Raw genomic sequence first — 25,550 nt, 5'->3', positions numbered from 1 at the left:
TAGCGGTAATGCGCAAAACCCTCACCTTGTGATTGTCATACAGTCGCTCAGTTACCTTAACCGTAGCTGAACAAGCACAGCAGCGGCCTTGGGGCGCCGCTATCAGCGATGCTATAGTTCGCCGCCTGTTCGGCCCGCTTCGGGCGTTCGTGCCTCCATGAAGGGGGCGCGCGTCTGAGTGAAAAGGGTGCATCGCAAGGAGTTTAGATGAGCGTTGATAACGCCTACGCGGTCGAATTGAAGGGCCTGTCCTTCAAGCGCGGTTCGCGCAGCATCTTCAATAATGTCGATATACGCATTCCCCGCGGCAAGGTCACCGGCATCATGGGACCCTCCGGGTGCGGCAAGACCACACTGTTGCGTCTGATGGGGGCACAGCTGCGTCCGAGCAGCGGTGAAGTCTGGGTTGCCGGTCAGAATCTGCCGACGCTGTCGCGCAGCGATCTGTTCGATGCACGCAAGCAAATGGGAGTGCTGTTTCAAAGTGGTGCGCTGTTTACGGATCTCGATGTATTCGAGAACGTGGCGTTTCCGCTGCGGGTACATACCAAGCTGTCTGACGAGATGATTCGCGATATCGTCTTGATGAAGCTGCAGGCCGTCGGCTTGCGCGGCGCCATCGAATTGATGCCTGACGAACTGTCCGGTGGCATGAAGCGCCGAGTGGCCTTGGCGCGTGCCATTGCCCTGGACCCGCAGATCCTCATGTATGACGAACCCTTCGTCGGCCAGGACCCGATCGCCATGGGCGTTCTGGTGCGCTTGATCCGCTTGCTCAACGATGCCTTGGGTATTACCAGCATCGTGGTATCCCATGACCTGGCCGAAACTGCCAGTATTGCCGACTACATTTACGTGGTCGGTGATGGCCAGGTGCTTGGCCAGGGCACTCCGGATGAGCTGATGGGGTCGGATAACCCGCGCATTCGTCAATTCATGAAAGGCGACCCGGATGGCCCGGTGCCCTTTCACTTTCCTGCGCCGGATTACCGCGCCGATCTTCTGGGGAAGCGTTGATGCGCAGAAAATCCTTACTCGAACGTATTCGCCGCTTTGGCCGTTCGGCCATCGATGTGCTGGCGATACTCGGCCGCTCGTTCCTGTTCCTCCTGCATTCTCTGGTAGGGCGCAGTGGGACTGGCGGCGGTTTTCAACTGCTGGTCAGGCAACTTTATTCGGTCGGCGTCCTGTCGCTGGCGATTATCGTCGTATCCGGTGTGTTCATCGGCATGGTGCTGGCGCTGCAGGGCTTCAGTATTCTGACCAAGTACGGCTCGGAACAGGCGGTGGGGCAGATGGTTGCCTTGACCCTGCTGCGAGAGCTGGGTCCGGTGGTCACTGCGCTGTTGTTCGCCGGGCGGGCCGGTTCGGCGCTTACCGCCGAAATCGGCAACATGAAGTCCACCGAGCAGTTGTCCAGCCTGGAAATGATCGGTGTTGATCCGCTCAAGTACATTGTTGCTCCGCGGCTATGGGCTGGCTTCATCTCGCTGCCATTGCTGGCGCTGATTTTCAGCGTGGTGGGAATCTGGGGTGGGTCGTGGGTGGCAGTCGACTGGCTGGGCGTCTATGAAGGCTCGTTCTGGGCGAACATGCAAAATAGCGTGTCGTTTACCGATGACGTGCTCAATGGCGTGATCAAAAGTATTGTTTTTGCCTTCGTTGTTACCTGGATTGCCGTATTCCAAGGTTATGACTGTGAGCCCACGTCAGAGGGGATCAGTCGTGCCACTACCAAGACCGTGGTCTATGCCTCGTTGGCAGTCCTGGGTCTGGACTTTATTCTGACCGCCTTGATGTTTGGAGATTTCTGATGCAAAACCGCACCCTGGAAATCGGTGTCGGCCTGTTCCTCCTGGCGGGGATCCTGGCGCTGATTCTGCTGGCCCTGCGTGTCAGCGGCCTGTCGGCGAGCCCGAGCAGCGATACGTATAAAGTTTATGCAAATTTCGACAATATCGCTGGTTTGACGGTCAGAGCTAAAGTGACCATGGCCGGTGTAACCATCGGTAAGGTCACAGCCATCGATCTGGACCGTGACACCTATACCGGTCGAGTGACGCTGCAACTGGAAAAACGCGTAGACAACCTGCCTACCGACTCCACTGCATCTATCCTCACCGCTGGGTTGCTCGGCGAGAAGTACATCGGGATCAGCGTGGGCGGTGAAGACGCAGTACTCAAGGATGGTTCGACCATCCATGACACGCAGTCGGCGCTGGTGCTGGAAGATCTGATTGGCAAGTTCCTGCTCAATACCGTTGGCAAAGAAGCTAAATAAGGGGTTTCCATGATTTCTATCCTGCGACGCGGCTTGCTGGTGATTTTGGCGGCGCTGCCGTTGATGGCTGGCGCGGCTGCCCAGTCACCCAAAGAGGTGATTCAGGGCACCACCAATCAATTGTTGGCCGATCTGAAGGCCAACAAGGAGCAATACAAGGCCAATCCTAGTGCGTTCTACGATGCGCTCAATGCCAACCTGGGTCCGGTTGTGGACGCCGATGGCATTTCGAAAAGCATCATGACCGTCAAATATTCGCGCAAGGCCACCCCGGAGCAGATGCAGCGCTTCCAGGAAAATTTCAAACGCAGCCTGATGCAGTTCTATGGCAATGCCCTGCTCGAATACAACAACCAGGGCATTACCGTCGGCAATGCCAAGCTTGACGGTGATGATCGTGCCAGCGTCGACATGACGGTCAAGGGCAATAATGGCGCCGTCTACCCGGTGTCCTACACCCTGACCAAGCTGGGTGGCGAGTGGAAGGTGCGTAATGTCATCGTCAATGGCATCAACATCGGCAAACTGTTCCGTGATCAGTTCGCCGATGCCATGAACCGCAATGGCAATGACCTGGACAAGACCATCGACGGCTGGGCAGGTGAAGTGGCCAAGGCCAAGGAAACCGCCGACGAAGCAGTCGAGAAGCAAGCCCAATGAGTGATAGCGCCGTAACCATGAGCGAGCCGGGCGTCCTCAGCCTGGCCGGGGTGCTGGACCACCGCAGTGGTCCCACCTTGCGCAAGGAAGGCAAGGCCTTGATTGCTGCGTGCAAGGCCCAAGGCCTGGTGCTCGATTGTTCCAGGGTGGAAAAATCCAGCAGCGTCGGACTGTCGCTGTTGTTGGCGTTCATGCGCGATGGCAAGGCGGCCGGGAAGGCAGTCGAGTTGCGTGCGATGCCCCAGGACATGCGTGAAATCGCCGAGGTTTACGACCTCGATGAGGTGCTGGTCGGTCAATGATCGCCAGCCAGTAACTGGCCCCTCTGTCAGAGTCTCCGATTACGGGGTTCGCAGGCGAGGGGCTTTTTTGTATGATGGCCGACCCGCGCGCACAGGGCGCCGATTGAGGTTGAGCATGCAGGCCGTAGAAGTTAAGAACTTCCTTGAAGAAAAGTTGCCGGGAACCCGGGTCGAAGTTGAAGGCGAAGGCTGCAACTTCCAGTTGAACGTGATCAGCGACGAGTTGGCGGCCCTGAGCCCGGTCAAGCGTCAGCAGCAGATCTATGCTCATCTTAATCCGTGGATCACCGATGGCAGCATCCATGCGGTAACCATGAAATTTTTCAGCAGCGCAGCCTGGGCTGAGCGCACCTGAGCCTAAATTGGCGGCGAGACAGAAATGGACAAACTGATTATTACTGGCGGTGTTCGCCTCGATGGCGAAATCCGCATTTCCGGTGCCAAGAACGCGGCTCTGCCGATTCTTGCCGGTACTCTGCTTTGTGATGGACCAGTAACGGTCGGCAACCTGCCGCACCTGCACGACATCACCACCATGATCGAGCTGTTCGGACGCATGGGCATCGAGCCTGTGATCGACGAAAAGCTCTCGGTTGAAATCGATCCGCGCACCATCAAGACCCTGGTCGCACCGTACGAGCTGGTTAAAACCATGCGTGCCTCGATCCTGGTTCTGGGCCCAATGGTCGCTCGTTTCGGCGAGGCCGAAGTGGCGCTGCCTGGCGGTTGCGCCATCGGTTCGCGTCCTGTCGACCTGCACATCCGTGGCCTTGAAGCCATGGGCGCGAAGATCGAGGTCGAAGGCGGCTACATCAAGGCCAAGGCGCCTGAAGGTGGCCTGCGTGGTGCACACTTCTTCTTCGACACCGTCAGTGTGACCGGTACCGAGAACATCATGATGGCCGCGGCCTTGGCCAAGGGCCGCAGCGTTCTGCAGAACGCCGCGCGTGAGCCGGAAGTGGTGGACCTGGCCAACTTCCTCAACGCCATGGGCGCCAAGGTTCAGGGTGCCGGTACCGATACCATCACTATCGATGGCGTCGAGCGTCTGGGTTCTGCAACCTACCGCGTCATGCCAGACCGTATTGAAACCGGTACCTACCTGGTCGCTGCTGCCGTCACCGGTGGCCGTGTCAAGGTCAAGGACACCGACCCGACCATACTTGAAGCCGTCCTTGAGAAGCTCAAGGAAGCCGGCGCCGAAGTCACCACCGGTGAAGACTGGATCGAGCTGGACATGCATGGCAAACGGCCAAAAGCCGTCAACCTGCGTACCGCTCCGTACCCGGCTTTCCCGACCGACATGCAGGCGCAGTTCATCTCTCTCAACGCGATTGCCGAAGGCACTGGCGCAGTGATCGAGACGATTTTCGAGAACCGTTTCATGCACGTCTACGAGATGCATCGTATGGGCGCATTGATCCAGGTCGAAGGCAACACCGCGATCGTTACCGGTACCAAGACCCTCAAGGGTGCTCCAGTAATGGCCACCGACTTGCGGGCCTCGGCCAGTCTGGTGCTGTCGGCCCTGGTCGCCGAGGGTGACACCTTGATCGATCGCATTTACCACATCGACCGTGGTTATGAGTGCATCGAAGAAAAACTGCAGATGCTGGGCGCCAAGATCCGTCGCGTACCGGGCTAGTCTGTTATCGGCGCAGGGACGCGCCAGCCAATTGCTGCACCGAATTGAATGCGGTCGGGCCAACTCAGGCCCGGCCGGCTGTAGCCGCATAAGGACCGACGTTTCCCATGTTGACCATCGCGCTATCCAAAGGTCGGATTCTCGACGATACCCTGCCACTGTTGGCAGAAGCGGGTATTGTTCCGACCGAAAACCCGGACAAGAGCCGCAAGCTGATCATTCCTACGACGCAGGACGATGTACGCCTGTTGATCGTACGCGCTACCGACGTGCCGACCTATGTCGAGCATGGCGCCGCCGATCTGGGTGTGGCCGGCAAGGACGTGCTGATGGAGTACGGCGGTCAGGGTCTCTATGAGCCGCTCGACCTGCAGATTGCTCAGTGCAAGCTGATGACTGCCGGCGCAATCGGCGCAGCCGAGCCCAAGGGCCGGTTGCGAGTGGCGACCAAGTTCGTCAACGTTGCCAAGCGCTACTATGCCGAGCAAGGCCGTCAGGTCGATATCATCAAATTGTACGGTTCGATGGAGCTGGCGCCGTTGATCGGTCTGGCTGACAAGATCATCGACGTCGTCGATACCGGCAATACGCTGCGCGCCAATGGCCTGGAACCCCAGGAAATGATTGCCACCATCAGCTCCCGGCTGGTGGTCAACAAGGCTTCGATGAAGATGCAGCATGCACGCATTCAAAGCCTGATCGACACCCTGCGCCAGGCTGTCGAATCGCGACACCGCGGCTGACCTCTGCGCGCGACCTTCGCTGTCGCGCCCGTCTATCCGCGTCATAGCCAATTTTCTCGGGTGCCCGCGCGGATGGACTGGTAGCTTAGGGTGCCTGAGCAATCGCCATTTATTGAGGCCCTCGCTATGACCACGTCCACTGCAATTGCCCGACTCAATGCCGCTGACCCGGATTTCGCCCGACATCTGGATCATCTGTTGAGCTGGGAAAGTGTGTCTGACGATACGGTCAACCAGCGTGTGCTCGACATCATCAAGGCTGTGCGTGAGCGCGGTGATGCGGCACTGGTGGAATTTACCCAGCGTTTCGATGGCGTGGATGCCAAATCGATCGATGACCTGATCCTCGGTCGTGAACGCCTGGAGCTGGCTCTGACACGCATTACCCAAGCTCAGCGCGAAGCCCTGGAAAAGGCTGCCAGCCGTGTGCGCAACTATCATGAACGGCAGAAGCAGGATTCCTGGAGCTATACCGAAGCCGACGGTACCGTGTTGGGCCAGAAGGTTACGCCACTGGATCGCGCCGGCCTCTACGTCCCGGGCGGCAAGGCATCCTATCCTTCCTCGGTGCTGATGAATGCGATTCCAGCCAAGGTGGCCGGTGTTGGTGAGGTCGTCATGGTGGTGCCAACCCCGCGCGGTGAAGTTAACGAGCTGGTGCTCGCAGCGGCCTGTATTGCCGGTGTCGATCGGGTGTTCACCATTGGTGGAGCGCAGGCGGTCGCCGCGCTGGCCTATGGCACCGAAAGCGTGCCGCAGGTAGACAAAGTGGTCGGGCCCGGCAACATCTACGTGGCTACTGCCAAGCGTCATGTATTCGGCCAGGTAGGTATCGACATGATTGCCGGACCTTCGGAGATCCTGGTGGTGTGTGACGGCCAGACCGACCCGGACTGGATTGCCATGGACCTGTTCTCCCAGGCTGAGCACGACGAAGACGCACAATCGATCCTGGTGAGCCCGGATGCCGCGTTTCTCGACAAGGTGGCGGCGAGCATCGACAAGCTGCTGCCGACCATGGAACGTGCCGAAATCATTAAAACGTCGATCAACGGCCGCGGTGCGCTGATCCAGGTACGTGACATGCAGCAAGCCATGGAGGTCGCCAACCGTATCGCGCCCGAACACCTGGAGCTTTCGGTAGCTGATCCACAAGCCTGGCTTCCACAGATTCGCCACGCCGGTGCGATCTTCATGGGGCGTCACACCAGCGAAGCGTTGGGTGACTACTGCGCAGGTCCAAACCACGTATTGCCGACCTCGGGCACCGCACGCTTCTCATCACCACTGGGGGTCTACGACTTCCAGAAGCGTTCGTCGATCATCTACTGCTCCGAACAGGGTGCATCGGAGCTTGGCCACACTGCGTCGATCCTGGCGCGCGGCGAATCGTTGACCGCCCACGCCCGCAGTGCTGAATACCGTATCGTTGCCGACAAAAAGGGGAACTGAGCATGAGTAAATTCTGGAGCCCCTTCGTCAAGGACCTGGTGCCTTACGTACCGGGTGAGCAACCGAAACTGGCCAGGCTGGTCAAGCTCAATACCAATGAAAATCCGTATGGCCCATCGCCAAAGGCGCTTGAGGCGATGCGTGGCGAGTTGAGCGACAATCTGCGTCTTTACCCCGATCCCAACAGCGATCTGCTCAAGCAGGCGGTAGCGAACTACTACGGGGTAAATGGCAACCAGGTGTTCCTGGGCAACGGCTCGGATGAAGTGCTGGCGCACATTTTCCACGGCCTGTTCCAGCACGGCGCGCCCTTGCTGTTCCCGGACATCAGTTACAGCTTCTATCCGGTCTACTGCGGTCTTTATGGCATTCCTTTCGAACAGGTTGCACTCGACGAGCAGTTCCAGATTCGTGTGGAAGATTATGCCAAGGCCAATGGCGGCATCATTTTCCCCAACCCTAACGCGCCTACTGGCTGCCTGTTGGCGCTGGATGCCATTGAGCACTTGCTCAAGGCCAACCCCAACTCGGTGGTGGTGGTCGATGAGGCCTACATCGACTTCGGTGGCGAAACGGCAATCAGCCTGGTGGATCGCTATGACAACCTGCTGGTCACTCAGACCTTGTCCAAGTCGCGCTCGCTGGCAGGCTTGCGAGTGGGTCTGGCAGTAGGGCATCCCGACCTGATCGAGGCTCTGGAGCGGATCAAGAACAGCTTCAACTCCTACCCGCTCGATCGCATGGCAATCGTCGGTGCGGCGGCGGCGTTCGACGATCGCGCCTACTTCGATGACACCTGCCGCAAAGTCATCGATAGCCGTGAAGCGCTGGTGGGCGAGCTTACTGCCCGTGGCTTTGAAGTGCTGCCTTCGGCCGCCAACTTCATTTTCGCCCGTCATCCGCAGCACGATGCCAGCGAATTGGCGGCGAAGCTGCGCGAGCAAGGGGTAATCGTGCGTCACTTCAAGCAAGCGCGTATTGCCCAATTCCTGCGCATTACTATCGGTACACCGGAGATGAATCAGGCATTGCTCGATGCGTTGAACTGACACTGCTACAAGTGGCTCGCGGGGCAAGCTCGCTCTCACAGGTTGGGAGCGGGCATGCCCCGCGATTGCTTTTACACATTCGAGAGGGGTATTCTCTCTCGCCTGAATTCATCCGATGATTGGATGTAAGTGCACATGACGCTACTCATCAAACGTTCTCTGGTCGAACAGGCTGTCGATCAACTCCGTCAACGCATTGCCAACGGTGCTTGGTCGATAGGGCAGCGTCTGCCTACCGAACCTGAACTGGCCACCGAGCTTGGCATCAGCCGCAACACTGTGCGCGAAGCTATGCGGGTGTTGGCGTTCAGTGGTCTGGTCGAAGTCCGCCAGGGCGATGGCAGCTATCTGCGTACTGCTGTCGATCCGCTGCAGGCGGTGCAGGCTTTGTCGCGCTGCAGCCTGGAGCAGGCACGCGAAGCCCGGCACATTCTGGAAGCTGAGGCGATTGGCCTGGCAGCCTTGCGCCGCACCGATGAAGACCTGCACGGCCTGCGTGAGGCACTCGCTCATAGCAGCGAGCATTTCCATGCAGACCTCGAGCGTTACGTAGACTGCGATCTGATCTTTCACCAACGCCTGGTCGACGCTGCGCACAATCCGGCCCTGAGTGAGTTGTATCGCTACCTCTCCGGCGTGGTGGCGGCGACGGTCCATCACAATTTGAGCCACGCTCCGCGCTGCCAGCTGGTTTTCGACCTGCATGGGCAGATTCTCGAGGCCATCGAACAACGTGATTCGGACAAAGCCAAAGCGCTGAGCCGAACCCTGATCAACGAATCCTGACCTTGCGAGACTGCCATGGCGCATGACACTACCCGATCCGCTCCAGTGGCCAGTGGCCCGGAGCTTGAAGAACTGTTGATCGATGCCGAAGTGGACGATGAACAGGTGCAGCAGCAACCTGTGATGTTGCTGCGGCCCTGGTTGCTTCTGGTCGGCCTGGTGCTGGTGGCCCTGAACCTGCGCCCGGCATTGTCGAGCATGGCGCCGTTACTCGGTCTGGTTTCCGAAAGCCTCGGCCTCAGTGCTTCTCAGGCTGGACTGCTGACGACCTTACCCGTGCTTTGCCTGGGTTTGTTCGCGCCGTTGGCGCCGGTACTGGCTCGGCGTTTTGGCAGTGAGCGAGTGATCCTCGGCATTCTCCTGACCTTGGCGGCGGGCATTGCCGTGCGCAGCGCATTTGGTGCCACCGGGGTGTTCGTTGGCAGTGTCATGGCCGGCGCCAGTATCGGTGTGATTGGTGTGCTGTTACCCGGTATCGTCAAGCGCGACTTTCCCAGGCACGCCGGCACCTTGACCGGGGTCTACACCATGGCGCTGTGCCTGGGGGCTGCGATGGCGGCGGGCGGCACGGTGCCGTTGAGTGAGCACTTGGGCAATAGCTGGGAGTTGGGCCTGGGTTTCTGGTTGATTCCGGCGCTATTCGCTGCGCTGGTATGGCTGCCTCAGGCGCGCCAGGGCCATGGGCCGCATCATGTGGCCTATCGAGTTCGCGGTCTGCTGCGTGATCCGCTGGCCTGGCAGGTAACGCTGTACATGGGATTGCAGTCGTCACTGGCTTACATCGTATTCGGCTGGTTGCCATCGATTCTTATCGGCCGTGGCCTGTCGCCGACCGAAGCCGGCCTGGTGTTGTCCGGCTCGGTGATTGTGCAATTGATCAGCTCACTCAGTGCGCCTTGGCTGGCAACGCGAGGGCAAGATCAGCGCCTGGCCATTGTGTTGGTCATGCTGTTGGCCCTGGCTGGCTTGTTTGGATGCCTCTATGCGCCGATTGAAGGCCTCTGGGGCTGGGCTGTGGTGTTAGGCCTGGGGCAGGGTGGTACCTTTGCACTGGCGCTGACGCTGATCGTGTTGCGCTCCAAAGACGCTCATGTGGCGGCCAATCTATCGAGCATGGCTCAGGGTGTAGGTTACACCTTGGCATCCATGGGGCCATTTGCCGTGGGGCTGGTGCATGACTTGACCGGCGGCTGGGATGCAGTCGGCTGGATCTTTGCCGTGCTGGGCGTCGGCGCCATTGGCTTTGGCTTGAAGGCTGGGCGCAATCTGCATGTTCAGGTGGTCAGTGAGCGTGTGTGAGGCCTCACGAGTCATGCATTAGTCGGCATTTTGGAGGTTGCCGCTATTCATCCGGCAAATGCTCGTAGCTTTTTGCCACTTGCGCAGACTATCGTGCGGGTCCCTCCCTTCGGAAACGGATCCGCCTCATGAGCGCTGGCAATTGTGCTTTGATCAATCGCTTCTATCAGGCTTTCCAACGCCTGGACGCAGAAGCCATGGTGGCGTGCTACAGCGATGACATCGTCTTCAGTGACCCGGCCTTTGGTACCTTGCGTGGTAAAGACGCTGGCGACATGTGGCGCATGCTGGTCACCCGCGCCAAGGACTTCTCCCTGACCTTTGACAGCGTGCGCGCTGATGAGCACAGCGCAAGTGCTCATTGGGTCGCTACTTACCTGTTCAGCCAGACCGGTCGTATCGTAATCAATGACATTCAGGCCCATTTCGTTTTGCGCGATGGAAAAATCTGCGAGCACCGGGACAGTTTCAGTCTGTGGCGCTGGTCGCGTCAGGCGTTGGGCACCTCAGGGCTGTTGCTGGGGTGGACGCCGTTGGTGCAGGGCAAGGTGCGTGCTCAGGCGCTCAAGGGCTTGCGAGCGTTTCAGGCAGGCCGCTGAGGCGTTAAGCTGTGCGCTTTACCCTTCGCAGTCGATACCGTGACAGAGCCTATTGCCCAAGCACTGAACAAATCCTGGTATGTCTATCTGGTTCGCGCGGCCAACGGTTCGTTGTATTGCGGGATCAGCGATAACCCGCAGCGGCGTTTCATTGCTCATCAAAAAGGCCAGGGTGCCCGCTACTTCAGTACCAGCCCGGCAGTGGCGCTGGTATACGTCGAGGCGTGGCCGGACAAGGCCGAGGCATTGCGTCAGGAGCGCCTGGTAAAGAAACTGCGCAAGAGCGCAAAGGAGGCCTTGGTGGCCTCCTGGCAGGGGCTCAGTCCTTGCGGCGCTTGAGCTGATCGGTGAGCTGCGTCGGCAGTCCCTTGATGATCAGCGTGCCATTCTCTTCGTCATATTCGATCTTCGAACCCAACAGGTGTGCTTCGAAGCTGATCGACAGGCCTTCAGCGCGTCCGGTGAAGCGGCGGAACTGGTTCAAGGTGCGCTTGTCAGCGGGAATCTCCGGTGACAGGCCGTAATCCTTGTTGCGAATGTGCTCGTAGAACGCGCGGGGACGATCCTCGTCAATCAACCCGGAAAGCTCTTCCAGGGTCACTGGTTCGCCGGCCTTGGTTTGACTGGTGGCGTAGTCGACCAGGGTCTGGGTTTTTTCCCGGGCGGCCTCTTCAGGCAGATCCTCGCTTTCGACAAAATCGCTGAAAGCCTTGAGCAAGGTACGGGTTTCGCCGGGACCGTCGACGCCTTCCTGGCAGCCGATGAAGTCGCGGAAGTACTCCGAGACTTTTTTGCCGTTCTTGCCTTTGATGAACGAGATGTACTGTTTCGACGCCTTGTTGTTCTGCCACTCCGAAAGGTTGATCCGCGCGGCAAGGTGCAACTGGCCAAGATCCAGGTGACGGGACGGAGTGACATCCAGCTCGGCGTTCACCGCCACGCCTTCACTGTGGTGCAGCAGGGCGATTGCCAGGTAGTCGGTCATGCCTTGCTGATAGTGGGCAAACAGGACGTGGCCACCCACCGACAGGTTGGATTCCTCCATCAGCTTTTGCAGGTGCTCGACGGCAACGCGGCTGAAGGCAGTGAAGGTGCTGCTATCTTCCAGGTATTCTTTCAACCAGCCGCTGAACGGATGGGCGCCGGATTCGGCGTGAAAGTAGCCCCAGGCTTTGCCCTGTTTGGCGTTGTAGCTGTCGTTGAGGTCGGCCAGAAGGTTTTCGATGGCGCCGGACTCGGTAAGCTCGGAGTCGCGAGCGTGCAGCACAGCAGGGCTGCCATCGGGTTTCTTGTCGATCAGGTGGACGATGCAATGACGGATCGGCATGGGATTCTCGGTTGAAAATGGGCGGTGCTGGCCGCGTTGCAAAGTTGCCAAGTGTACCTCAGGCCGAAGGTGATTCTGCGGCCAGATGTTGGCAGAAATGTCGGTTGTTCGTTTTTTGTTCAGTTTTTTGCGCTTTTTCGCGCAAACCCCCGAAAAACCTGCACATTTACCGTGTCAGCAGCGGATATTTATCCATTCCTGTGGTAGTTTTGCCCGGTCTTGCGCACCGTGTGTGGCGCATTGCTGGCAGACCGCTCGCGTCAGGTCGAACCAAACGTCTTTTTGCGTATCTACATACGCGATTGACATGGCTTTAACTCCGGACCGCTGGATACCCCGCAGGTCTGGCTCGATGACTGACGTAGCACTCTGCATACTCACTGAATTTGATAGGGAAGGAACACCACCATGGCATTGACCAAAGACCAACTGATCGCCGACATCGCCGAAGCTATCGACGCGCCGAAAACCACCGCGCGTAACGCTCTGGAGCAACTGGGTCAGATCGTTGCTGATCAACTGGAAAATGGCAGCGAAATCACTCTGCCAGGCATTGGCAAACTGAAAATCACCGAGCGTCCTGCCCGTACCGGCCGCAACCCTTCGACTGGCGCTGCCATCGAAATCGCTGCCAAGAAAGTTGTTAAGTTCGTGCCAGCCAAAGTGCTGACCGACGCTGTAAACAAGTAATTGTAAACAGCAAAAAAAACCGCGTCTGGTGTGAGCCAGGCGCGGTTTTTTTGTGCCTTGTGCTGGGCGCGCGCGTTACTTGCTCGCCCAGCGGGCTTGGCGGGCGCTGGCATCCTGGAAGGTCCAGGCCACCATCCGGCTTTGCTTCTGTCCTTGGCCCATCTCGACAATGCGCACTTCCTGAGCACCGGCCTTCTTCAATGCAGCTTCAATGCCGGGCAGGTTGGACGCCTTGGACACCAATGAGGTGAACCACATCACCTGTTTAGCAAGCGCAACGCTTTCAGCCACCAACTGGCTGACGAAACGGATTTCTCCGCCTTCGCACCAAAGTTCATTGTTCTGGCCACCAAAGTTGAGCACCGGCAACTTGCGCTTGGGGTCTGCCTTGCCCAGTGCGCGCCATTTGCGCTGGCTACCACGAGTGGCTTCCTCTCGCGAGGCGTGAAACGGCGGATTGCACAGGGTCAGGTCGTAACGCTCGTCGTCTTTTAGCAGGCCCATGAGAATGTGCTTGCGGTTGCTTTGCTGGCGCAGGCTGATGGCTTTGTCCAGGCCGTTGGCGTGCACGATGGCCTTCGCTGCCGCTAGCGCCGTGGCGTCGATGTCCGAGCCGAGGAAGCGCCAGCGGTAATCACTGTGGCCCAGCAACGGGTAGATGCAGTTGGCACCGACACCGATATCCAGGGCGCGTACCTGGGGCCCACGGGGGATTTCGCCGCCGTTGTCCAGGGCCAGCAGATCGGCTGCTACGTGAATGTAGTCGGCACGACCAGGAATTGGTGGGCACAGATAGTCGGCGGGAATATCCCACTGTTGGATACCGTACTGAGCCTTGAGCAGGGCACGGTTGAACACCCTGACTGCCTCGGGATTGGCAAAGTCGATACTGGGCTTGCCGTATGGATTGGTGATCATGAACTGGCCCAATTCAGGGCTACTCTTGATCAACTCGGGGAAGTTGTAACGGCCCTGGTGGCGGTTGCGCGGATGCAGGGTCGGTTTGTCAGGTGTCGTCATTTTAAGGTCCGGTGAAAAGCATCGCGGGTCAAGCCCGCTCCTACAGGGTGTCCTGTGGGAGCGGGCTTGACCCGCGATAGCATCACTGAAATCAGCGATGTTTACAGGGCGGCGATCCGTGCATGCTGCTCGGTGAAGTTGGCCAGGGCTTGTTCAGCCTCGGCCAGCTTGGCGCGTTCCTTGTCGATCACTGCTGGCGGCGCCTTGTCGACGAAGGCTGCGTTGGAAAGCTTGCCGCCCACACGCTGAACTTCGCCTTGCAGACGCTGAATTTCCTTGTTCAGGCGTGCCAGCTCGGCGTCCTTGTCGATCAGGCCAGCCATCGGCACCAGCACTTGCAGGTCGCCCACCAGCGCCGTGGCGCTCAGCGGTGCTTCGTCCTGTTCGCCCAATACGGTGAAGGACTCGATTTTCGCCAGCTTCTTCAGCAGCGCTTCGTTTTCCTGCAGACGGCGTTGGTCTTCGGCGTTGGCGTTCTTGAGGAACAATTGCAGCGGCTTGCCAGGGCCGATGTTCATTTCGCCACGGATGTTACGGACACCGAGCATCAATTCCTTGAGCCACTCGATATCGTCTTCGGCCGCCGCATCGATGCGGCTGTCATTGGCCACCGGCCATGGCTGCAGCATGATGGTCTTGCCTTCGGCACCGGCCAGCGGCGCGAGGCGCTGCCAGATTTCTTCGGTGATGAACGGCATGAACGGGTGCGCCAGGCGCAAGGCCACTTCCAGCACTCGCACCAGGGTGCGGCGGGTGCCACGGGCGCGCTCGACCGGGGCGTTTTCGTCCCACAGCACAGGCTTGGACAGTTCCAGGTACCAGTCGCAATACTGGTTCCAGATAAACTCGTAAAGCGCCTGTGCAGCCAGGTCGAAGCGGAACTGCTCCAACTGGCGGGTGACTTCGGCTTCGGTACGCTGCAACTGAGAAATGATCCAGCGGTCAGCCAGCGACAGCTCGTAGGCTTCGCCGTTCTGGCCACAGTCTTCACCTTTGTCCAGCACGTAGCGGGCGGCGTTCCAGATCTTGTTGCAGAAGTTGCGATAGCCTTCTACGCGGCCCATGTCGAACTTGATGTCACGACCGGTAGATGCCAGCGAGCAGAAGGTGAAGCGCAGGGCATCGGTGCCATAGCTGGCGATGCCTTCGGGGAACTCGGCCTTGGTCTGCTTGGCGATTTTTTCGGCCAGCTTGGGTTGCATCAGGCCGCTGGTGCGTTTTTCCAGCAGTTCATCCAGGGTAATGCCGTCGACAATGTCCAATGGGTCAAGGACGTTGCCCTTGGACTTGGACATCTTCTGGCCCTGGCCATCGCGAACCAGGCCGTGAACGTACACGGTCTTGAACGGAACTTGCGGGGTGCCATCCTCGTTCTTCACCAGGTGCATGGTCAGCATGATCATCCGGGCAACCCAGAAGAAAATGATGTCGAAACCGGTGACCAGTACATCGGTGGAGTGGAAGGTCTTGAGGAATTCGGTCTGCTGCGGCCAGCCCAGAGTCGAGAAGGTCCACAGGCCCGAGCTGAACCAGGTATCGAGTACGTCGTTGTCCTGATTCAGGACAACCTCGGCGCCGAGGTTGTGCTTGCTGCGAACCTCTTCTTCGCTGCGGCCTACATAAACCTTGCCGGACTCGTCGTACCAGGCAGGAATGCGGTGGCCCCACCACAACTGACGGCTGATGCACCAGTCCTGGATGTCACGCATCCACGAGAAGTACATGTTTTCATACTGTTTAGGCACGAACTGGATACGGCCATCTTCAACGGCGGCAATGGCAGGCTCGGCCAGCGGTTTGGTCGACACGTACCACTGGTCGGTCAGCCAAGGCTCGATGACAGTGCCCGAGCGGTCGCCTTTCGGCACTTTAAGGGCGTGGTCATCGACGCTTACCAGCAGGCCGGCGGCGTCGAAGTCGGCGACGATCTGCTTGCGCGCAACAAAACGGTCAAGGCCAGCGTACTGGGCGGGCAGGGTGGCGTCGACGCTTTCGTTGACGCTGCCGTCGAGATTGAATACCTGGGCAGCAGGTAATACGAAGGCGTTCTTGTCGAAGATATTGAGCAGTGGCAGGTTGTGGCGCTTGCCGACTTCATAGTCGTTGAAGTCGTGGGCCGGGGTGATCTTCACGCAACCGGTACCGAACGCCGGGTCACAGTAGTCGTCGGCGATGATCGGGATGCGACGGCCAACCAGCGGCAACTCGACAAACTTGCCGATCAGTGCCTTGTAACGTTCGTCTTCGGGGTTAACGGCAACGGCGGCGTCGCCGAGCATGGTTTCCGGACGGGTAGTTGCAACCACCAGGTAGTCTTTGCCGTCGGCGGTCTTGGCACCGTCAGCCAGTGGGTAACGCAGGTTCCACAGGTGACCTTTCTCGTCGTGGTTCTCCACTTCGAGATCGGAGATCGCCGTGTGCAGCTTGGTGTCCCAGTTGACCAGGCGCTTACCGCGGTAGATCAAGCCGTCTTCGTGCAGGCGCACGAAGGCTTCCTTGACCGCTTCGGACAGGCCGTCGTCCATCGTGAAACGCTCACGGCTCCAGTCGACGGAGGAGCCCAGGCGGCGGATCTGACGGCTGATGTTGCCACCGGACTGATCTTTCCATTCCCAGACTTTTTCCAGGAACTTGTCGCGGCCCAGGTCGTGGCGGCTCTGGCCTTTGGCTTCAAGCTGACGCTCGACCAGCATCTGGGTAGCGATACCGGCGTGGTCGGTGCCCGGCTGCCACAGGGTGTTGCGGCCCTGCATACGACGGAAACGGATCAGGGCGTCCATGATCGCGTTGTTGAAGCCATGACCCATGTGCAGGCTGCCGGTTACGTTCGGCGGCGGAATCATGATTGTGTAGGCATCGCCCGCGCCTTGCGGAGCGAAATAATTCTCTGACTCCCAGGTGTTGTACCAGGAAGTTTCAATGGCGTGCGGCTGGTAGGTCTTATCCATGCGCGGCGGGACCCTATGGCATTTATTCAGGAAAGCCGGAGAGTATAACGAAGCGGCAAGCTTCAAGCGACAAGCTCAGCGCGCCGCACGGCGCTTGAAGCTTGCCGCTATTGCCTATTGATTGAGCAGGCGTTCGAGCCGGGCATCGAGGCGACGCTTGATTTCGTTCTCGATGTGCGGGGTAAAGTCGTTGATCACGTCCTGCATGATCAACTGCGCCGCCGCGCGCAGTTCGCTATCAAGGTGCAGCAGGGTTTCCTGACGCTTTGCCTGTGGGTCGGCTGGCGCTTGCGGTGTGGGTTCTGTTGCCACCACAGGGGCTGGATCGGCTTCTTCGAGCAGTAGTGGAATCTGCTCTTCGACGGTCTCGGTCAGCAGTGGTGGCTCGAGAGACTCATCGCCCAGCAATTGGCGAATCGATTCGAGGTCGTCCAGCAGGTGGGCGGATTGGGGCAAGGGAGTGGGTTTGTCCATTGTCTTCAGAGTCGCTGTAAGCGGTGATCTTGCAGAGCATAGCCCTGTTCGCGATAGAAACGGAAACTCTCTCGGGCGGCCTGGCGGATCGTTGGCTCTTCGACAACGATCTCGGCAATGCGGGCAAAGCGCGCGGCGAACGGAGCCACCTTCAGATCAAGGTTGATCAGCAGGTCCGTGTGGCTGCCGCAGTCAGCACCGAGCCCCAGCACGACACCGCCCAGAGCGAACTCTTCGGCGTTGTTGTGTGGTACGAACGTCTCAGCCTTGAACGCCCACAGGCGCGCGTCCAGATCGTCACGCTGGGCGGCATCGGCACAGTGCAGGTAGACCTGATGGCCCATGCGCCAGGCTTTCTCGCAGAGTTTGCAGGCAAAATCCAGGCGCGCCGACGGCGCGTCACTGGGCAGAATATAAAAGTCGACTTTACTCATGATTAGCGGGCCGGCCGGCTACGCCCGAATGGGCGCAGGCGGCAGGCACTGTCTCAGACGTTGGCGCGGTCGAGCAGGTATTGGGTCAGCAGCGGGACCGGACGGCCAGTGGCGCCTTTGTCCTTGCCGCCACTGATCCAGGCGGTACCGGCGATATCCAGGTGCGCCCAGTTGTAGGCCTTGGCAAAGCGCGACAGGAAACAGCCAGCGGTTATGCTGCCTGCCTTGGGGCCGCCAATGTTGGCGATGTCGGCAAACGGGCTGTCGAGTTGCTCCTGGTACTCGTCGAACAGAGGCAACTGCCAGGCGCGGTCGTCAGCGCGCTTGCCGGCGTCGAGCAACTGGTTGATCAGATCGTCGTTGTTGCCCATCAGGCCCGAGGTGTGGCTGCCCAGGGCGACGATGCAGGCACCGGTGAGGGTGGCGATGTCGATCACTGCCTGAGGCTTGAAGCGCTCTGCGTAGGTCAGGGCATCACACAGTACCAGGCGGCCTTCGGCGTCGGTATTGAGGATTTCGACGGTCTGACCGCTCATGGTGGTAACGATGTCGCCTGGACGGGTGGCGCCGCCGCTTGGCATATTTTCGGCACAGGCCAGCAGGCACACCAGGTTGATCGGCAGTTGCAGTTCGAGCACTGCACGCACAGTGCCGAAGACACTGGCAGCACCACCCATGTCATATTTCATTTCGTCCATGCCGGCACCGGGCTTGAGGCTGATGCCACCGGTATCGAAGGTGATGCCTTTGCCCACCAGCACGTAGGGCTTCTCGCTTTTCTTGCCACCCTGATAGTTGAGCACGATCAGGCGTGGTGGCTGGTCGCTACCCTGGCCTACGGCGTAGAAGGCGCCCATGCCCAGTTCCTTGATTTTTTTCTCATCAAGGACTTCGACCTTTAGACCCTTGTAGGCCTTGCCCAGACCTTTGGCCTGTTCGGCGAGGAAGCTTGGGTGGCAGACGTTAGGTGGCAGGTTGCCCAGGTCACGGGCAAGGCTCATGCCGGAGGCAATGGCGCTAGCGTGCTTGACGGCGCGCTGGACCTCGGCGGCACCGGCCTTGTCGGCCAGCAAGGTGATTTTCTTCAGGGCGCGAGGCTCGGCTTTTTTACTCTTGAACTGGTCGAAGACGTACTCGCCATCGAGCAGGGTCTCGGCCAGCAGGCGCGATTGGCTGTAGAAAGCATCGCGGCCGGTCACTGCCACTTCGTCCAGTGCCAGCACCGCGTCGCTGCCGTTGAGGCCCTTGAGTACGTTCAGCACGCAAGAAACCACTTTGCGCCAGCTGCGGTCTCCCAGTTCGTTGTCCTTGCCGGTGCCAACCAGTAGAACCCGTTCGGCCTTGAGGTTGGGCAGGCCTTGCAGCAGCAGGGTCTGGCCCAGCTTGCCGGTCAGGTCGCCACGCTTGAGAACAGCGCTCAGCGCGCCGGCGCAGGCTTCATCGACAGCCTTGGCGCTGGCGCCAAGCTTGCGCCCTTCGCCCACCCCAAGCACCAGGGTGGCGGTTTTCAAGGATGCAGCGGCTACACTTTTTACAACCAGTTCCATGTCAGGGTCCCCGAATGATCTGTCTTTGCGCGTTGTCTATGCAGGCGCTTGAGCGAGCTGGCCGCGTACTCGCGCACCAGTGAGAAAGCTGCCAGTTTGAGCCTGCTCGGACCGCCCTGACAACCCCGTTGACCACGCATTGTGCGTCGCCAGTGACAGGCACGGCCAATCACAGGATAATGCGCCAACTTTTGTGCAGGTTCGCTCAGGCGAGCCAGCAACTATCTTGGCTGTTATGGATTTCTTGTTTGGCTGTCCGAGCCTGACAACCCAGGAGTGTCTGGTTTGATCGTCTTCCGATATCTATCCCGCGAGGTCCTGGTGACCTTGAGTGCCGTCAGCGCCGTGCTGCTGGTGATCATCATGAGCGGGCGCTTCATCAAGTACCTGGCCCAGGCGGCCCAGGGCATACTCGATCCGGGTGTGCTTTTTCTGATCATGGGCTACCGCCTGCCGGGTTTCCTGCAACTGATCCTGCCTCTGGGGCTGTTCTTGGGAATTCTCCTGGCCTACGGTCGCCTTTACCTTGAGAGCGAGATGACCGTGCTCTCGGCCACCGGCATGAGCCAACAGCGATTGCTGGGCATGACCATGGCGCCAGCTGCACTGGTGGCCTTGCTGGTCGCCTGGTTGAGCCTGGGCCTGGCACCGCAGGGCGTTACCAAGGTTGCGCAGATCATCAATCAGCAGGATGCCCTGACCGAGTTCGATACCTTGGTACCGGGCCGTTTCCAGACCTTGCGCGATGGCAGCCGTGTGACGTACACCGAACAATTGTCTGAAGATCGTGGCAACCTGGCGGGTGTGTTTATCTCCGAGAAGCGTTTCTCCCAGGACAAGACCAAGGAGCGTGCACCCTCGGTATTGGTGGCTGAAAAGGGTCGCCAGGAAATCGGTGCCGACGGCAACCGTTACCTGATCCTGGAAAACGGCTATCGCTATGATGGCAACCCAGGACAGGCCGACTACCGTGCCATCAAGTACGACACCTATGGCGTATTGCTGCCCAAGCCCGAGGTCAGCGAAGAAATCACTGATCGCGAGGCCATTCCAACTTCCGAGTTGTTTGCCAGCGACGGGCGCCGCGAGCGTGCCGAGCTGCAATGGCGTCTGTCGTTGCCACTGCTGGTATTCGTCGTAACCCTGTTGGCAGTGCCATTGTCACGGGTCAATCCTCGCCAGGGTCGCTTCCTCAAGCTGCTGCCGGCAATTCTTCTGTATATGGCGTATCTGACCATGCTGATTGCCGTGCGCGGTGCCCTGGAAAAAGGCAAGTTGCCGATCGGCCTTGGCATCTGGTGGGTCCACGGACTGTTCCTGCTCATCGGCCTGGGCTTGATGTATTGGGAGCCATTGCGCCTCAAGCGTGCCGCGCGTCGTGCGGAGGTGGCCCATGGTTAAGCTCGACCGCTACATCGGCAGGAGTGTGCTGGTGGCCATTCTTGCCGTGCTCGGGATCATCCTGGGCCTGGCATCGCTGTTTGCCTTTATCGATGAGATGGGCGATATCACGGACAGCTACACCCTGATGGATGCGGGCAACTTCGTGTTGCTGACCGCGCCGCGGCGCCTTTACGACATGCTGCCAATGGCAGCCCTGATCGGTTGCCTGATCGGCCTGGGCAGCCTGGCCAGCAGCAGCGAACTGACCATCATGCGTGCTGCCGGGGTTTCCATCGGACGCATCGTCTGGGCGGTCATGAAGCCCATGCTGGTACTGATGCTCGCCGGTATCCTGATCGGTGAGTATCTGGCCCCAGTAACCGAAAACAAAGCCCAGGCCGACCGCTCCCTGGCTCAGGGCAGTGGTAACGCCCAGAGCTCCAAGCGCGGTATGTGGCACCGCCAGGGCGACGAATTCGTGCACATCAACTCGGTGCAGCCCAATGGCCTGCTGTACGGGGTAACCCGCTACCGCTTCGATAACGAACGGCACCTGGTTACCTCGAGTTTTGCGCGCCGTGCGCAATACCAGGAAGACCACTGGCAGTTGAGTGACGTGACCACCACGCATTTTCGTGGTGACCACACCGAAGTCGTCAAGGCGCCGGCAGAGCGCTGGGATGTTACGGTTACCCCGCAACTGCTCAACACCGTGGTGCTGGCACCAGAATCTCTATCGATTACAGGCTTGTGGGATTACATCCATTATCTGTCCGACCAGGGCCTGAACAATGCTCGCTACTGGCTGGCTTTCTGGACCAAGGTGTTGCAGCCGATGGTTACCGCTGCGCTGGTGCTCATGGCTATTTCCTTCATCTTCGGTCCGTTGCGTTCGGTGACCTTGGGTCAGCGAGTGTTTACCGGTGTACTGGTAGGCTTTGTATTCCGCATTGCCCAGGACCTGCTGGGCCCGTCCAGCCAGGTATTCGGTTTCCCACCGCTGCTGGCGGTAGTGATACCCGCGGCGATCTGTGCGGGTGCAGGATTGTGGATGCTGCGTCGAGCGGGTTGAGTACACGCGCGTAAAAAAGCCGACCCCAGGGTCGGCTTTTTTGGGCCTGTCACTTTTTGCTCTTGGGCAACTGAACCAGTTGCGTCTCGGAGTACATGTCATGCCAGGTACGCTGGCGCTTGTCGAGCAGCGACCATATGAAGCCCAGGCCCAGGCACAACCAGGAGGCGATGGAGACGACGAAACGCAACAGGGCCTGCCACAGGCTGATGCCACTGCCGTCGGCGTTCTGTACGCGAATGCGCCATACCTGCATGCCGAGCGTCTGTCCGCCGTGGGTCCAGAACTTGGCGAAAAACCCGAATAGCACGAACAGCAGCACCGTCGACAGCAGCGGATCACCGTCCAATGCGCCGGCATCGGTCATTGCGCGCATTTGCGCTTCTCCGATAATCGCCATCTGGATCATTTTGTAGATGCCAGCGGTCACGATCAGCAATGCGGTACACAGAAGAAAGTCATAGAACATGGCAGCCAGGCGCCGGCCGAGGCCGACGGTGGGGTAATCACCCTGGGGCTGCAACAACTGCTTGGGCATACTAAGTGCCCTCCTTGGGCAAAAGGAGCCATTCTACGGAATTGCGCGGAAAAATCGTTGCCCTGTGGCACGGTTTAGCTGCCAGGTTGTTTTCGCCGTGCCAGTGCGTGGTCACCGAGCGCGCACAAAAAAGCCCCTGCTGTTGCCAGCAGGGGCCTCTTTGTTGAGGAAGATCAGCCTTCGGCTTGAACTTCGTCAGCCTGCATGCCTTTCTGGCCTTGCACGGCGATAAAGGTAACTTTCTGGCCTTCTTTCAGGCTCTTGAAGCCGTTACCCTGGATAGCGCGGAAGTGTACGAACAGATCCGGACCGCTTTCTGGAGTGATGAAACCAAAACCTTTCTCGTCGTTAAACCACTTGACGGTACCGCTCTGACGTTGGGACATTGTCTTATTTCCTTTGAAACTTAGAATTAGTAACAGCTTCTTCCAAATGAAAGAGTACTGGGCTGGGTTGCAGGAAAGTAAGAGACGTCGAACGGGTTGTAGCAAATCTCAGCGCTACTGCCCAGGTCACGAACCATAGCGACCCATGCAAACACAGTGCAGTGACTCTACGCTAACTCAGTTGGCAAAAACAAGCCCTGGAAGCCGCTCCCTCTCTACCTTTTAGCTGTCCTTCGGTCGATTTTTTTTTGCTCATTCCAGACCGTGCAGAGGCGCTTTTCGAAAGTTATAAAACACGTTCGAATTCGAAAATCCGAACGCGTTATGACACAAAGTTTCAACTATCGTTTCAGCCCCGGTAATAGCGTTGGGCAACGAACGGCATCTTGCTAACTTTCATCGCGACCCGCTTACCGCGAACAATAGCCCAGACCGGTGTATCAATTGCGCTATGGGCAGTATCGAGATAACCCATTGCCACCGGCGCGGTCAGGGTTGGACCGAAACCACCGCTGCAAACTTTACCGATGACCGAACCGGCTTCATCGACAATCTCTGCCTCTTCACGTACCGGTGTGCGCTCTTGTGGCAACAAGCCCACACGCTTGCGAACGACGCCGTTCTTCTGCTGGGCGAAAATCTGCTCGGCACCTGGGAACCCCCCTGCGCGTTCGCCATCGGTGCGGCGCACCTTGGAAATTGCCCACAGCAGACTGGCCTCGATAGGGGTGGTCTGGGTGTTCATATCGTGGCCGTACAGGCACAGGCCGGCTTCAAGGCGCAAGGAGTCGCGAGCACCGAGGCCGATTGCCGCTACTTCTGGTTCTTCCAGCAGTCGGCGGGCCAGGGCGTCGACCTGCTCGGCCGGAACGGAAATTTCGAAGCCGTCTTCACCGGTGTAGCCGGAGCGGCTGACGAAGCAGTCGGCGCCAAGCAGTTGCACAGGCTTGAATTGCATGAAGGTCATGGTGGCTACTTCTGGTGCCAGGCGCTCGAGCACATTGACTGCCTTCGGGCCTTGCAGGGCCAGCAGTGCGCGTTCTTCGAACAATGGCTGGATCTGGCACTGTTCGCCAATGTGCTTGCGCAGGTGGGCCAGGTCCTGGTCCTTGCAGGCGGCGTTGACCACCAGGAACAGTTCATCGTTGCCCAGGTTGGCAACCATCAGGTCGTCCAGGATGCCACCCTGTTCGTTGATGAACATTGCGTAGCGTTGCATACCCACTGGCAGATCGATGATATCCACCGGAACCAGGGTTTCCAGCGCCTTGGCAGCGTTAGCGCCGGTCAGCCGGATCTGGCCCATGTGTGAGACATCGAACAGACCCGCCTGTTCACGGGTATGCAAATGCTCCTTCATCACGCCCAGAGGGTATTGGACCGGCATGTCGTAGCCTGCGAAAGGCACCATGCGTGCGCCCAGTTCCAGATGCAGGGCATGCAACGGGGTCTTGTGCAGCGTTTCGGTGGACATTGATGACTCCTTGGGACTTGAGAGGGTGTCAACATTCAATGATGTTGACGGCCAGACCGCCGCGGGCGGTCTCCTTGTATTTGCTTTTCATGTCGGCGCCGGTCTGGCGCATGGTGCGAATGACCTTGTCGAGAGAAACAAAATGCTGACCATCACCCCGCAGGGCCATTCGCACCGCATTGATAGCCTTCACCGAGCCCATTGCGTTGCGCTCGATGCAAGGCACCTGAACCAATCCTCCAATTGGATCGCAGGTCAGGCCCAGGTTGTGTTCCATGCCAATTTCGGCGGCGTTCTCCACCTGTTGCACGCTGCCACCCATGACTTCGCACAGAGCGCCGGCAGCCATTGAACAGGCGACCCCGACTTCGCCCTGACAGCCGACTTCGGCACCGGAGATCGAAGCATTTTCCTTATAGAGAATGCCGATGGCCGCCGCGGTCAGCAGAAAGCGCACGACGCCATCTTCATTGGCTCCGTTGATAAAGCGCATGTAGTAATGCAGTACCGCAGGCACGATTCCGGCGGCGCCGTTGGTGGGGGCGGTAACCACGCGTCCGCCGAAGGCGTTTTCTTCGTTTACCGCCAGTGCGTAGAGGTTGACCCAGTCCAGTACCGAGAGGGCATCACGCAGGCTTGCTTCGGGGTTGCTGCAGAGCTGGCGGTACAGCGCGGCTGCCCGGCGCTTGACCTTCAGTCCACCCGGCAGGATGCCTTCGTTGCGGCAACCGGCGGCCACGCAGTCCTGCATCACTTGCCAGATACGCAACAGCCCGCTGCGGGTTTCGCTTTCCGTACGCCAGGCCGCTTCATTGGCCAGCATCACCTGGCTGATCGAGAGGTTCTGTGCAGTGCAGTGGCCAAGCAGTTCCTTGGCAGTCTTGAACGGGTAGGGCAGGACGGTGCTATCTTCGACGATACGGTCGGCACCAGCGGCGTCTTCATCAACGACAAAGCCTCCGCCCACCGAGTAATACTCGCGGCTACGGATTTGCAGGCCGGCGCTGTCGAAGGCGCGGAAAATCATGCCATTGGGATGGTAGGCCAAGGGCTTGCGAATCATCGCCAGGTGTTGCTTCTCGATGAATTCAATGTCGTGCTCGCCCAACAGCTTGAGCCTACCGCAGCTGCGGATGGCCTGCAGGCGAGTGGGGATGGTTTCGGTATCGACGCTGTCTGGATGTTCGCCTTCGAGGCCCAGAATCACGGCCTTGTCGCTGCCGTGCCCCTTGCCGGTGGCACCCAGCGAACCATACAGCTCGACTTTAACGCTGGTAGTGGCCTTTAGCAGATCGTCGCGGCGCAGTCCTTCGGCAAATCGCGCAGCGGCGCGCATCGGGCCGACGGTATGAGAACTGGAGGGGCCGATGCCGATCTTGAACAGGTCGAAGACGCTAAGTGACATGGTTGTGCCCTCGTGATGGTGAAGGGATTCGCGGGG

At 59.1% G+C, this 25,550-nt stretch carries 27 protein-coding genes; 17 read left to right on the top strand and 10 right to left on the bottom strand.

From position 1 onward, the window contains the following. The first annotated feature begins 207 nt into the window (after positions 1-207). The 14 genes from D3Z90_RS21720 to D3Z90_RS21655 all read left to right on the top strand — a co-directional run bounded on the left by D3Z90_RS21720 (position 208) and on the right by D3Z90_RS21655 (position 11,155). Complete coding sequence (locus tag D3Z90_RS21720; protein ID WP_136477966.1) at positions 208-1,017, top strand: ATP-binding cassette domain-containing protein; 810 nt, start codon at positions 208-210, stop codon at positions 1,015-1,017. After that, on the top strand, positions 1,017-1,814 hold the full coding sequence (gene mlaE / locus D3Z90_RS21715; protein ID WP_136477965.1) for a lipid asymmetry maintenance ABC transporter permease subunit MlaE: 798 nt from the start codon (positions 1,017-1,019) through the stop codon (positions 1,812-1,814). The genes D3Z90_RS21720 and mlaE overlap by 1 nt, the downstream gene beginning before the upstream one ends. After that, positions 1,814-2,281 (top strand): outer membrane lipid asymmetry maintenance protein MlaD, encoded by a 468-nt coding sequence (gene mlaD, locus D3Z90_RS21710; RefSeq protein WP_136477964.1) that lies wholly within the window; start codon positions 1,814-1,816, stop codon positions 2,279-2,281. The genes mlaE and mlaD overlap by 1 nt, the downstream gene beginning before the upstream one ends. A gap of 9 nt (positions 2,282-2,290) precedes the next feature. After that, positions 2,291-2,941: a phospholipid-binding protein MlaC gene (locus D3Z90_RS21705; RefSeq protein WP_136477963.1), complete on the top strand. Its 651-nt coding sequence runs from the start codon at positions 2,291-2,293 to the stop codon at positions 2,939-2,941. After that, positions 2,938-3,243 carry a lipid asymmetry maintenance protein MlaB gene (locus D3Z90_RS21700; protein WP_136477962.1) on the top strand — a complete coding sequence of 102 codons (306 nt, stop codon included), beginning with the start codon at positions 2,938-2,940 and terminating at the stop codon, positions 3,241-3,243. Before D3Z90_RS21705 ends, D3Z90_RS21700 begins: the two co-directional genes overlap by 4 nt. A 115-nt stretch (positions 3,244-3,358) precedes the next feature. Beyond that, positions 3,359-3,598 (top strand): BolA family protein, encoded by a 240-nt coding sequence (locus tag D3Z90_RS21695; protein WP_010223373.1) that lies wholly within the window; start codon positions 3,359-3,361, stop codon positions 3,596-3,598. A 24-nt stretch (positions 3,599-3,622) separates the two neighbouring features. Further along, positions 3,623-4,888 (top strand): UDP-N-acetylglucosamine 1-carboxyvinyltransferase, encoded by a 1,266-nt coding sequence (murA, locus tag D3Z90_RS21690; RefSeq protein ID WP_136477961.1) that lies wholly within the window; start codon positions 3,623-3,625, stop codon positions 4,886-4,888. Positions 4,889-4,995: 107 nt separating this feature from the next. Further along, entirely contained in the window at positions 4,996-5,631 is a 636-nt protein-coding gene (hisG, locus tag D3Z90_RS21685; protein ID WP_136477960.1) for an ATP phosphoribosyltransferase, read from the top strand. 126 nt (positions 5,632-5,757) lie between these two features. Beyond that, positions 5,758-7,083: a histidinol dehydrogenase gene (hisD, locus tag D3Z90_RS21680; protein WP_136477959.1), complete on the top strand. Its 1,326-nt coding sequence runs from the start codon at positions 5,758-5,760 to the stop codon at positions 7,081-7,083. A 2-nt stretch (positions 7,084-7,085) separates the two neighbouring features. After that, a complete protein-coding gene (gene hisC, locus D3Z90_RS21675) occupies positions 7,086-8,132 on the top strand; it encodes a histidinol-phosphate transaminase (protein ID WP_136477958.1) in 1,047 nt (348 codons plus the stop codon). A gap of 135 nt (positions 8,133-8,267) precedes the next feature. Next, the gene (locus tag D3Z90_RS21670; protein WP_136477957.1) at positions 8,268-8,918 is read left to right on the top strand and encodes a FadR/GntR family transcriptional regulator; all 651 of its coding nucleotides are present in this window, start codon (positions 8,268-8,270) and stop codon (positions 8,916-8,918) included. 15 nt (positions 8,919-8,933) lie between these two features. Continuing rightward, positions 8,934-10,217, top strand: coding sequence for an MFS transporter (locus tag D3Z90_RS21665; protein WP_136477956.1), 1,284 nt, complete (start codon positions 8,934-8,936; stop codon positions 10,215-10,217). Between the two features lie 128 nt (positions 10,218-10,345). After that, positions 10,346-10,816, top strand: a complete 471-nt coding sequence (locus D3Z90_RS21660) for a nuclear transport factor 2 family protein (protein WP_136477955.1) — start codon at positions 10,346-10,348, stop codon at positions 10,814-10,816. 39 nt (positions 10,817-10,855) lie between these two features. Next, complete coding sequence (locus tag D3Z90_RS21655; RefSeq protein WP_136477954.1) at positions 10,856-11,155, top strand: GIY-YIG nuclease family protein; 300 nt, start codon at positions 10,856-10,858, stop codon at positions 11,153-11,155. Here D3Z90_RS21655 and yejK read toward each other — a convergent pair. Further along, a complete protein-coding gene (gene yejK / locus D3Z90_RS21650; RefSeq protein WP_136477953.1) occupies positions 11,136-12,143 on the bottom strand; it encodes a nucleoid-associated protein YejK in 1,008 nt (335 codons plus the stop codon). The genes D3Z90_RS21655 and yejK overlap by 20 nt on opposite strands. A gap of 408 nt (positions 12,144-12,551) precedes the next feature. On the opposite strand from yejK, the gene D3Z90_RS21645 reads away from it, so the two are divergent. Then, complete coding sequence (locus tag D3Z90_RS21645; RefSeq protein WP_009398256.1) at positions 12,552-12,833, top strand: HU family DNA-binding protein; 282 nt, start codon at positions 12,552-12,554, stop codon at positions 12,831-12,833. 75 nt (positions 12,834-12,908) lie between these two features. Here D3Z90_RS21645 and rlmF read toward each other — a convergent pair whose 3' ends face one another. From rlmF to D3Z90_RS21620, 5 genes are all read right to left on the bottom strand, one after another. Continuing rightward, positions 12,909-13,853, bottom strand: coding sequence for a 23S rRNA (adenine(1618)-N(6))-methyltransferase RlmF (rlmF, locus tag D3Z90_RS21640; protein WP_136477952.1), 945 nt, complete (start codon positions 13,851-13,853; stop codon positions 12,909-12,911). Between the two features lie 101 nt (positions 13,854-13,954). Next, positions 13,955-16,801, bottom strand: a complete 2,847-nt coding sequence (locus D3Z90_RS21635) for a valine--tRNA ligase (protein WP_136477951.1) — start codon at positions 16,799-16,801, stop codon at positions 13,955-13,957. A gap of 114 nt (positions 16,802-16,915) precedes the next feature. Continuing rightward, on the bottom strand, positions 16,916-17,275 hold the full coding sequence (locus D3Z90_RS21630) for a DNA polymerase III subunit chi (RefSeq protein WP_136477950.1): 360 nt from the start codon (positions 17,273-17,275) through the stop codon (positions 16,916-16,918). A 5-nt stretch (positions 17,276-17,280) separates the two neighbouring features. Continuing rightward, positions 17,281-17,709 (bottom strand): DNA polymerase III subunit chi, encoded by a 429-nt coding sequence (locus tag D3Z90_RS21625; RefSeq protein ID WP_136477949.1) that lies wholly within the window; start codon positions 17,707-17,709, stop codon positions 17,281-17,283. Between the two features lie 53 nt (positions 17,710-17,762). Beyond that, complete coding sequence (locus D3Z90_RS21620) at positions 17,763-19,256, bottom strand: leucyl aminopeptidase (protein ID WP_136477948.1); 1,494 nt, start codon at positions 19,254-19,256, stop codon at positions 17,763-17,765. A 285-nt stretch (positions 19,257-19,541) separates the two neighbouring features. Here D3Z90_RS21620 and lptF point away from each other — a divergent pair, with 285 nt between their 5' ends. Together lptF and lptG are read left to right on the top strand one after the other, a co-directional pair. After that, positions 19,542-20,657: an LPS export ABC transporter permease LptF gene (lptF, locus tag D3Z90_RS21615; protein WP_136477947.1), complete on the top strand. Its 1,116-nt coding sequence runs from the start codon at positions 19,542-19,544 to the stop codon at positions 20,655-20,657. Further along, positions 20,650-21,711, top strand: a complete 1,062-nt coding sequence (gene lptG / locus D3Z90_RS21610; RefSeq protein ID WP_136477946.1) for an LPS export ABC transporter permease LptG — start codon at positions 20,650-20,652, stop codon at positions 21,709-21,711. The genes lptF and lptG overlap by 8 nt, the downstream gene beginning before the upstream one ends. Before the next feature lie 49 nt (positions 21,712-21,760). Here the strand turns inward: lptG and D3Z90_RS21605 are convergent, their stop codons facing one another. The 4 genes from D3Z90_RS21605 to D3Z90_RS21590 all read right to left on the bottom strand — a co-directional run bounded on the left by D3Z90_RS21605 (position 21,761) and on the right by D3Z90_RS21590 (position 25,514). Continuing rightward, positions 21,761-22,249 carry an RDD family protein gene (locus D3Z90_RS21605; RefSeq protein ID WP_136477945.1) on the bottom strand — a complete coding sequence of 163 codons (489 nt, stop codon included), beginning with the start codon at positions 22,247-22,249 and terminating at the stop codon, positions 21,761-21,763. 173 nt (positions 22,250-22,422) lie between these two features. Then, the gene (locus tag D3Z90_RS21600) at positions 22,423-22,635 is read right to left on the bottom strand and encodes a cold-shock protein (RefSeq protein ID WP_007931076.1); all 213 of its coding nucleotides are present in this window, start codon (positions 22,633-22,635) and stop codon (positions 22,423-22,425) included. 349 nt (positions 22,636-22,984) lie between these two features. Beyond that, positions 22,985-24,109, bottom strand: coding sequence for a glycine cleavage system aminomethyltransferase GcvT (gene gcvT, locus D3Z90_RS21595; protein ID WP_136477944.1), 1,125 nt, complete (start codon positions 24,107-24,109; stop codon positions 22,985-22,987). Between the two features lie 28 nt (positions 24,110-24,137). Then, positions 24,138-25,514, bottom strand: a complete 1,377-nt coding sequence (locus D3Z90_RS21590; protein ID WP_136477943.1) for an L-serine ammonia-lyase — start codon at positions 25,512-25,514, stop codon at positions 24,138-24,140. Between the last annotated feature and the right edge of the window lie 36 nt (positions 25,515-25,550).

Source organism: Pseudomonas sp. DG56-2, from assembly GCF_004803755.1.
GTDB lineage: Bacteria > Pseudomonadota > Gammaproteobacteria > Pseudomonadales > Pseudomonadaceae > Aquipseudomonas > Aquipseudomonas auratipiscis.
This window is presented reverse-complemented; position numbering and strand designations above follow the sequence as displayed.